The 8,705-nt window shown below is 50.8% G+C and carries 10 protein-coding genes; 6 read left to right on the forward strand and 4 right to left on the reverse strand.

The genetic code is table 11. The features are described 5' to 3' along the window. From VFG09_11255 to VFG09_11275, 5 genes are all read left to right on the forward strand, one after another. Positions 1–312 (forward strand): hypothetical protein (locus VFG09_11255; GenBank protein HET6515727.1); only part of this gene is annotated, 312 nt, incomplete at its 5' end. A 671-nt stretch (positions 313–983) separates the two neighbouring features. Beyond that, positions 984–1,709: a hypothetical protein gene (locus tag VFG09_11260; protein HET6515728.1), complete on the forward strand. Its 726-nt coding sequence runs from the start codon at positions 984–986 to the stop codon at positions 1,707–1,709. A gap of 113 nt (positions 1,710–1,822) precedes the next feature. After that, positions 1,823–3,031 carry an alpha/beta fold hydrolase gene (locus VFG09_11265; protein ID HET6515729.1) on the forward strand — a complete coding sequence of 403 codons (1,209 nt, stop codon included), beginning with the start codon at positions 1,823–1,825 and terminating at the stop codon, positions 3,029–3,031. Positions 3,032–3,243: 212 nt separating this feature from the next. Beyond that, positions 3,244–3,603 carry a hypothetical protein gene (locus VFG09_11270; GenBank protein ID HET6515730.1) on the forward strand — a complete coding sequence of 120 codons (360 nt, stop codon included), beginning with the start codon at positions 3,244–3,246 and terminating at the stop codon, positions 3,601–3,603. A gap of 175 nt (positions 3,604–3,778) precedes the next feature. Then, complete coding sequence (locus VFG09_11275) at positions 3,779–4,639, forward strand: prohibitin family protein (GenBank protein HET6515731.1); 861 nt, start codon at positions 3,779–3,781, stop codon at positions 4,637–4,639. Positions 4,640–5,051: 412 nt separating this feature from the next. On the opposite strand, the gene VFG09_11280 is transcribed toward VFG09_11275, so the two are convergent. The 4 genes from VFG09_11280 to VFG09_11295 all read right to left on the reverse strand — a co-directional run bounded on the left by VFG09_11280 (position 5,052) and on the right by VFG09_11295 (position 8,136). Continuing rightward, positions 5,052–5,690, reverse strand: a complete 639-nt coding sequence (locus VFG09_11280; protein ID HET6515732.1) for a hemolysin III family protein — start codon at positions 5,688–5,690, stop codon at positions 5,052–5,054. Between the two features lie 174 nt (positions 5,691–5,864). Further along, positions 5,865–6,380 (reverse strand): shikimate kinase, encoded by a 516-nt coding sequence (locus VFG09_11285; GenBank protein HET6515733.1) that lies wholly within the window; start codon positions 6,378–6,380, stop codon positions 5,865–5,867. A gap of 115 nt (positions 6,381–6,495) precedes the next feature. Then, positions 6,496–7,854, reverse strand: a complete 1,359-nt coding sequence (locus VFG09_11290) for a PFL family protein (GenBank protein ID HET6515734.1) — start codon at positions 7,852–7,854, stop codon at positions 6,496–6,498. Between the two features lie 3 nt (positions 7,855–7,857). After that, entirely contained in the window at positions 7,858–8,136 is a 279-nt protein-coding gene (locus VFG09_11295; protein HET6515735.1) for an ACT domain-containing protein, read from the reverse strand. Between the two features lie 317 nt (positions 8,137–8,453). Between VFG09_11295 and VFG09_11300 the strand changes: the two genes are divergently transcribed. After that, on the forward strand, positions 8,454–8,705 hold a 252-nt coding region (locus VFG09_11300), incomplete at its 3' end, for a segregation/condensation protein A (GenBank protein ID HET6515736.1).

Genomic DNA, 8,705 nt, shown 5'->3' on the forward strand with positions numbered 1-8,705 from the left:
GAGCAGAATCCGGTACGGGCAAAGATGGTAAAGAGGGCGGAGGATTATCCGTTGTCAAGTGCAAGGGCGCATATAACAGGCAAAAGGGACGAGATATTGGGAGAAGAACTCTTTGAGGAGGGGCAGAGAAGAGATTATCGAGAAATGCTGTGTACGAGACTTTCAGAAGAAGTGGTGCAGGGAATCAGATATTCAACGAAAACTGGCAGGCCGTATGGTCTAAGAACGTTCATAGAAACTATGGAGAAGAAACTTCAGAAGAGGTTTATTCTAAGGTCGCCGGGAAGACCGAAGAAAGGAAAAGGGAAATAGAGGATGTGTCCCCAATTAGCCTTCCAAGTTCAAGACATAATAATCGCAAATTACACGAGCTGGCTCGACTCTCATGGCGGAGTGAGACCCAGAAATCCTGATTCTTTACATTGCTCCATCGTCCAATCCAATTTGCTAGATCACAAAGACAAGTGGTCTATAATTACTGGTAGGCTCTAACCATTGCCTGCACCAGGACGCGGCTACATCGCGGCAGTGAGACATACGTTGGTCGCGAAATGAAAGGCATAATATGGCAATAGTAATCAAAAACGGAGTCAAAGGGAAAGTCTGCTCTACATGTCGCAAGTGGAAACAGCTAGACGACTTCCCGACAGACCGCACTCACGGCTCTACACAGGGCGGTCGTCATTGCAGATGTAAAGAATGCCATCGCACTAAAGCGAGATTAAAGAGACTGCAAGACTCATGATGTCTCACCTGCGCGTTGATACGACTATATGCAAACTTATGAAAGCATAGAACCCCTTTCTAACGGCGACATACGACTGAACCCGGCAGCATATTGTCCAATTACGTTATATAATGCTCCTATCGATCTCGCACGCAGGATTCAAGGTTTTTTTGATTTTAGAAGTTCTCGGGATCCGAAAGAAAGCCTCCGTTTACTATTTATGTCTGAGAGTGTAAAAATTCGAGAAGTGGACGCTATGGTACGAGGAGAAGGCTCCTGTCTCGCCGAATATGAGATAGATACAACGCTCATTTTAGATCATCACGCAAAGGACAAGACCCTACTTTTTAAACTGAGCAAGAAGTTCACACCCGAACTGATGGATGTTTACTTTCAGGAGATACGATACTCCGATTATGTGAGAAGCCTAGATGCGGGTCATAGATTATTGCCACATTACGAAAGGCTCCTTCAACTCGGATTGGCTGTCACAGGAAGCGACATCCCATTCCACTTGGCAGCGGCTTCCCTTGGAAGGGACCGACTATACGCCATCTGTAAGCAATTCAACATGAAGGGGAAAAGAAAAACATTAGAGACAGCCGCACTCCTTTGTGCTAATCCAGAAGCGAAGAAAATCATAGAGTCAACTATCAATATGGAGCGCTGTTTTATGGTAAGACAAACACCAGAGACAGAGCTCGCGGTCATATTCTACGAGTATGCGTCTGCGCTGGCCGAACTCTTTTTTATAGTGTATGCTTCCTACTTTTACAGAGCACAGGCAATTAATCGAGCAGAGGACGCCTATCGCATGAAGTCTATCGAGGGACTCCGGTATCACGCATTGGATTGCAAATTCAGCGAATGTCGGACGCGCGAAGGAAAGATATATGCGCCTGAGCTGGCGCGGACTCTTATATTTAAGCCAGGATGCCGATGCGATCTGCGCCCATACAATAGTAAATGGGAACAACATTAGGCGGGGCCAAGTCAAACACAATGACTCCAACCATGCCGTCGAGAGGGTCGCTGAAAGATGCGCCCCTCACGGCGGCGTTCGGCGACACAGCATTCCGCTGGAGGAGGTGATGTATGGCAGAAGCAAGCTCACGTCTAGAAGGGAGTCCCGTGCAAGCGTTCAGCCCAAGAGGCCGTTTCTTCACCGACCAGACATTCCACTTCGAAACTCTTCGGAACGCGGGCTACGCCTTCTCCCAATGTGCCGATCTTGGCGAGATGCTGGAGACGACGAAGCAGATTCCTGAAGGCGATCTGGAGAGCTGGTACACCGCATGGGCAGCGACTGCCGATCGCGTGGAGGCATTGGCCGCACGTACCCAGGATACGCTCAGCAAGGGTGGCGCCTACATGCGCGCGTCTACCTACCAGCGCTTGGCCGAGTTCCTGTTGCCGCCCGATGATCCCAGGCGCCCGGCATCGCTCGACAAGGCAGTCCGCTGGTTCTTGCAAGGTCTGGAGGCATTAGGCGTTCGCTACGAGTCCTTCTCAGCGCGATACGACAACGGACGGTTGCGCGCGCTGTATCTGCCAGGCCCGGCAGGATCCGAGCAAAAGCCACTGATCGTAGCCATCGGAGGGTACGACTCGATCCTCGAGGAGAAGTATCCCGTGATCGGCAAGGCAGCGCTTGAGCGTGGCTATTCCGTGTTGCTCTACGAAGGGCCCGGCCAGGGTGAGCCGCTGCGCAAGTACGGCTTGAAATTTACCCCGGAGTGGGAGAAACCGACTGCCGCGGTGCTGGATGAATTCCTGCGCACCCATAACAAGCCGTCGAAGATTGTACTTTTTGGGATGAGCATGGGCGGCTATCTTGCACCGCGCGCCGCTGCCTTCGAAGCACGCATCGACGGCGTGGTGGCGTACGACGTGTGCTTCGATCTTCATGAGGCTGCAGCGCGGACCTTCGGGGCCGTGCAGCAGAATCCCCTCGCGCTGAAAAATGCAGGCGTGTCCTGGGCCTACCACAACGCGCTTTGGACCATGGGAACCACGACCCCCGACGATACCCTAGAGGCGTTCTCGCATTTCAAGCTCGCTCCCATTGCCGATCGCATCCGGCAGGACGTTTTGATTCTGGCTGGCACGGAAGACCACTTCATTCCCTTCCACCAAGTAGAGGACTTCGAAAAGTCGCTGGTCAACGCGCGCAGCGTCACCACTCGCATCTTTGATCGGCCTTCGGGTGGCGGCGAGCACTGCCAGTGCGGCACCACCTCGCTGGTCCATGCGGCCGTGTTCGACTGGCTGCTGCAGAGGTTCCCCGTTGTTTCACAGATTTAAGCTGCAAAGTCGCCCGTCGAGAAGCGGTGGATTTCGAGAAGGCGCAAGGGGGACATGCAAGATTCCAGGCCGAACAAGGCGCTGCAGCAGACAGGCCGGCGATTACGCTCATAGGAGGTGCCTCGTCCTCCCTAGCCGGCCTGCCGCTGAGCTTGGGCGTTAAAAGTAATAATGAAATTAAAAACTAATCAGCTTTATCGTCGGGTGACGACATGAAGAAACTGAAAGCATGGCATAAATCTTCAATCGCAATCCTAATTACAATCTCAATCATTGCCTTGTTCGGTCCCGTGAAACAGCTACTTGGTCTGGCAATGGTCTATATCATCGTGATCCCCACCCTTTACTTGATCGAAAGAAAGACAAAATTAATACTTTGGCAGGAAAGACTTGTTGTGTCTCTAATGGTCTTCCCAATCCTGTCCTTCTTCATGCCATCCGACGACGGTCTTTATCTATTCCTTGGGTCATTGATATTTACCGCAATCATTATCATTAGCGAAAAGTGGCAAAACAAAGACAAAGAAATCAGACCAGAATGGGAAGACGATAATTCAGAGAAAGGCAACTGAACAGAGATAAAGGCAAGCAAGAATGAAGACAAGAACAACTCAGCTTTTAACAATCTGCTCCAGGCGACGCGGGATTAGCCGCTTTTCGTTTTCAGTTTTAGCGTGGTTGCCCCGCGCCCCTGAGCATGGACGTTGGACGAAAAGATAAATTAAGAACATAACCGAGGGGGGAACAATGAAAGAGATCAATGTCGATGCATTGACGGAAAAAGCAAAGAAGTTTGGCGGCAACGGAAAAAAGATTGTCATATCCATTGCGGCGCTTATCATTCTCTGGATTGCGGTCAGGGGACTGAACCCATTTGTTTTAGTCGGAGCGGGAGAGCGTGGCGTCGTGCTGAATTTCGGGGCCGTGCAACAGGATGTGCTCGGCGAAGGTTTGCATTTACGTGTCCCGGTGATGCAGAAAATAGCCTTGGTAGATGTGCGTATTCAGAAGTCCCAGACCGACGCAGAATCTGTTTCAAAGGATCTTCAGGATACAAAATCGGTTGTTGCTGTCAATTATCACGCATCTCCTGATAAGGTTAACAAGATATATCAGAACATTGGCACTGAATTTAAGGACCGCATAGTGGACCCCGCAGTTCAGGAAGTCGTGAAGGCTATAACCGCGCGCTACACAGCGGTAGAACTGATCACGCAGCGCGAGAAGGTGCGTAATGAGATAAAAGACCTGCTCAGGCAGCGTCTGATTACCTATGACATCATAGTGGACGATTTTTCTATCGTGAACTTCAGATTTTCACAGCAGTTCGAGGCCGCCATCGAGGCGAAACAGACTGCGGAACAGCTTGCCTTCAAGGCCCAGCGCGACCTTGAGAGGATCAAGATCGAGGCTGACCAGAAGATTGCTAGCGCAAAGGCAGAAGCCGAGTCACTGCGGTTACAGAAAGAGAATGTTACTCCCCAATTGATACAACTGAGAAAAATCGAGGCCTCTATCAAGGCGATTGAAAAATGGGATGGACACATGCCCAAAATTACCTCGGGTGCCGTGCCGTTTATCGATATGAAGTCTCTCGAAGACAAATAAGTTAATAGGATATGATAGGGCAAGTACGGGAGGGCAAGTACGTTGCCGATTCAAACAACTTATTAAGCTATGCCGAAGCAGCAAGAGAGTTCCAACCAGGCGCACAAGCCGCCAAGCGGCTTAGCTTGTTGTTACTTTCTTTTGAAAATCTTCACTGTTGCAGATTCTTGAACCACGTTTGTTCGTCGGTGGAGTCAACAGGCCCGAGCACCTCGCCGAGGCATGGGGAAGATGCACGTCATGGTACATCCAGAAACAACGACAGTATGGTTCTATTAAGCAGGCCCTGAAAAAAACTTCGGATAACATGTTTTGTTCCGATAATATTCCTGATGGCGTTTCGGATTTCTTCACAGTGAGGACTCGGTGCAGACCTTGAATTACTTGCCTTACTCGATGCGCCTCTCCGCGATTACGCACCGGAAGACTTCATTGACAAGAGCACTGCAAAGAACTGCAAGATGCTCGCAGAGAGCACAAACACATGCCAGATTGCATGGTGATATGGCAGCCTTTTCCACAGATAGAAGACGACACCTGCGGTGTAGACAACTCCACCTGCCACAAGGAGTGATAGGGCCTTGGCGGGAATAGAGGCTGCCAATTGTTTGATTGCAACAACCGCCGCCCATCCCATCGTCAGGTAAAGGATGAGTCTCACGTAGGAGAGATGTCTCAGAGGGGTGAGTTGAAGCACGATACCGACCATTGCAAGGACCCAGACAAAACCGAAGAGAGACCAGCCCCAGACCCCCTGCAGATTGATCAGGGTGAAGGGCGTATAGGAACCCGCGATGAGAAGATAGATTGATGAATGATCCAGTACCCTGAGAACGCTCTTTGCCTGCCGGTTTTGAATGCTGTGGTAGAGGGTGGATGAGGTAAAGAGGAGTATGAGCGTAGCGCCATAGATGCCACAACTCACGACATGACGAACGCCTCCGAAAACGGTTGCATGCTCAACAAGGATTCCCAGCCCCACGAAGGCCAAGACCGCCCCGATCCCATGTATGATGCTGTGGGCTATTTCTTCTGCGATGCTGTAATTCATGGGATCCTGGTCCGCCGTGACAAACCGGTATACACGTACAATAGCACGGTGGCTGCACGGTGTCAATTGAGAGAACGGTTTGAACTTCTCGGTGAGGCCTTGGGAAGAGATCAGGCATTCGAAAGGAGCAACGATTTCATGGAATCGTCGGTCCTGAAGTAGTTGCGGCTCCGGTTAGCTTTTCTCTCTCGCCTTATCAATGATTTTTGCACAGACTTCCTCTTGAGTGAGGCCATCGCATTCGATCGTTATGTCCGCATACTTCTTGTACAGAGCGTAGCGTTCGTAGAACAGGTCGGCAAAATCCTGGTCCGGCCTTTTTGCGAGACCTCTCGTGCGGTAGTCATGAACCCGTGATTCCAGTGTGGGCAAGTCCACATCGAGAAAGATGACAAGCCCGCCTGACTTGAGGTGTGCCATGGCACGATCGCTGTAAACGGCACTGCCGCCCGTGGCAATGACGTGTTTTTGAACGGAAATCCCAAGCAAAACGTCTTCCTCTATTTTCTGGAGAATAGCGTATCCATCTCTGTCGACAATATCCTGCAATGTGCGTTTTTGTGATGTCTGAATGAGCAGATCCGTATCCACGAAGTCACGTGATGTCTGCTTCGCCAGAATGACGCCGACGGTGCTCTTGCCTGCGCCCGGCATTCCGATTAAGACCAGATTTGAACGTGTTTGTGTCATGACTCTCGAAGGCCGACAGTCCCAGGGAGACAAAGAAAGCGTTGGAGAAGCAATCTCTTTCCTATTGGATTCTCACTGTCAGTTTGGAAAGGCGTTCTGCGGCAAGCGCAGTTCCTCAGTTTCTCAAGCTTGTAACTGTCGATGGCAGCCGACCGCCGCGCCGCATGAAATTCCTTGCCGAATAGGGGTTCACGCTCATAACGGGTGCAGTGCCCAATAACCCGCCGAACTCCAACAAATCACCAGCCTTCTTGCCGGGCACGGGTATCAGGCGCACGGCGGTAGTCTTGTTGTTGACGATACCAATCGCCAGTTCATCGGCGATGATGGCGGCAATTGTCTCTTCAGGGATGTCACCAGGAATCGCAAACATGTCCATCCCGACAGAACAAACCGCTGTCAGGGCCTCCAGTTTCTCCAGGCTCAATGCACCTCGCTTGACTGCTTCAATCATGCCGGCGTCCTCACTCACAGGGATGAATGTGCCGCTCAGACCTCCGATGTTGCCGCTAGCCATAGCGGCCCCTTTCTTCACCGCATCCATCAAGAGGGCTATAGCTAACGTAGAGCCGTGCGCACCTATGTGTTCAATGCCAAACGCTTCTACCACGTTGGCTACGGAGTCTCCGTGCGTTGTCGTGGATGCCAGGGAGATATCAACGATGCCGAAGGGGATGTCAAGCTTCTGCGCCAGTTCGCGACCGATCAGTTCTCCTGCCCGGGTGATTTTGAACACCGTACGCTTGATGACCTCGGACAACTGGGTTAGATCGCAATCGGGGTTTTTCTCGACCACACTCCGTACCACTCCTGGGCCGCTGATCCCGATATTCAGCGTAACATCCGGCTCTCCAACCCCATGGTAAGCGCCGGCCATGAATGGGTTGTCCTCCGGTGCGTTCACGAAGGCCACGAACTTGGCGCACCCGATACCGTCCCGAGTGCGGAGCGCGGTTTCCTTGAGCATAGACCCAAGGAGGTTTATGGCATCAAGGTTCAGGCCGGCGTGTGTGGAACCAACGTTAAGGAAAGCGCACACCCGCTGTGTGAGCGCCAGCACCTCCGGCAATTCTGCAACGAGCATCGAATCGGCCCGTGTGAGCCCCTTTTGCACTAACGCGCCGAAACCACCGATAAAATCAATGCCGGCATCACCGGAGGCACGGTCGAGCGTCTGCGCCATGCGTACGTACTTTTCGGGAGTACAGTGGGTCTCCATGAGCAGGCTGACCGGTGTGACCGCGATCCTCTTATTGACGATGGGAATGCCGTATTTGATCTCTAACTGGTGCGCCTGCCCCATCAGAGACCGTGCATAACCGTTGATCTTGCGGTAGACCTTCTCTTCAAACGCAGGGAAATCCGAATCGATGCAGTCTTTAAGATTAATCCCCAGTGTCGTTGTACGGATATCGAGATTTTGATGGAGGGTCATGTTTGCAGTTTCAAAAACTTCTTCAAGGTCGAATCTCATGACCTAGATCCTGTGCATCATTTTGAACACGTTCTGGTGCTGAATCTGAATCTTCATCCCGATATCATCCGCTATCTTCTGGAGGGAGGCGTTGATGGTTTCCAAGTCACGGTTCGTCTCGTGTATGTCGACCAGCATCGTCATGACGAAGTGGCCCTCCATGATCCCCTGGCTGATGTCTTCGATATTGATGTTGCACTCGTACAGGAAGCCCGAGATTTTGGCAACAATCCCCTTCTTGTCCTGGCCGATTACGGTGATGAAAAGAAGTTCCTTATCCATCAGTTATTATCCATTACCAAAGAATGATGGAACATTGCCCAACATGATAAAATACTACCATAAGAATTCAAAAAAGTTTAATAAAAGTGTGAATTTTCAATGAGGGCACATTTTTTGTAGGATTTTGAAACGATCGTGCGCTGTGTTTCCTCTTCAAAAAAGTTGTCGAAACTTTGGTCTGAGAACCACAAGAAACGGGATACCCCAAAATAGCAAATTTGGCAAAAAAGCTTCTGATGTTTCTTTTTTCCAGAAAGCCACTTTCTGTTGATGACTTTTGCGAAGTCCATGGTTTATCATAGCAAAAGCAATTTGCCATGGAAGAAGTCTACAGCATAAAACTTCCTGTCTTTGAAGGTCCCCTTGATCTCCTCCTCCACCTTATCAGGGAGAACAAGATCGATATCTACGACATCCCCATAGCCCTCATTACCCACCAGTATCTCGAGTATATCGAGATCATGAAGGAACTTGACCTCGACATCGCCGGGGAGTTTCTCCTCATGGCAGCAACGCTCATCCAGATCAAGTCGAAAATGCTCCTCCCGGTGGATGAAGCGGTGAGAGAC

The organism is Thermodesulfovibrionales bacterium, assembly GCA_035686305.1.
Lineage (GTDB): Bacteria > Nitrospirota > Thermodesulfovibrionia > Thermodesulfovibrionales > UBA9159 > DASRZP01.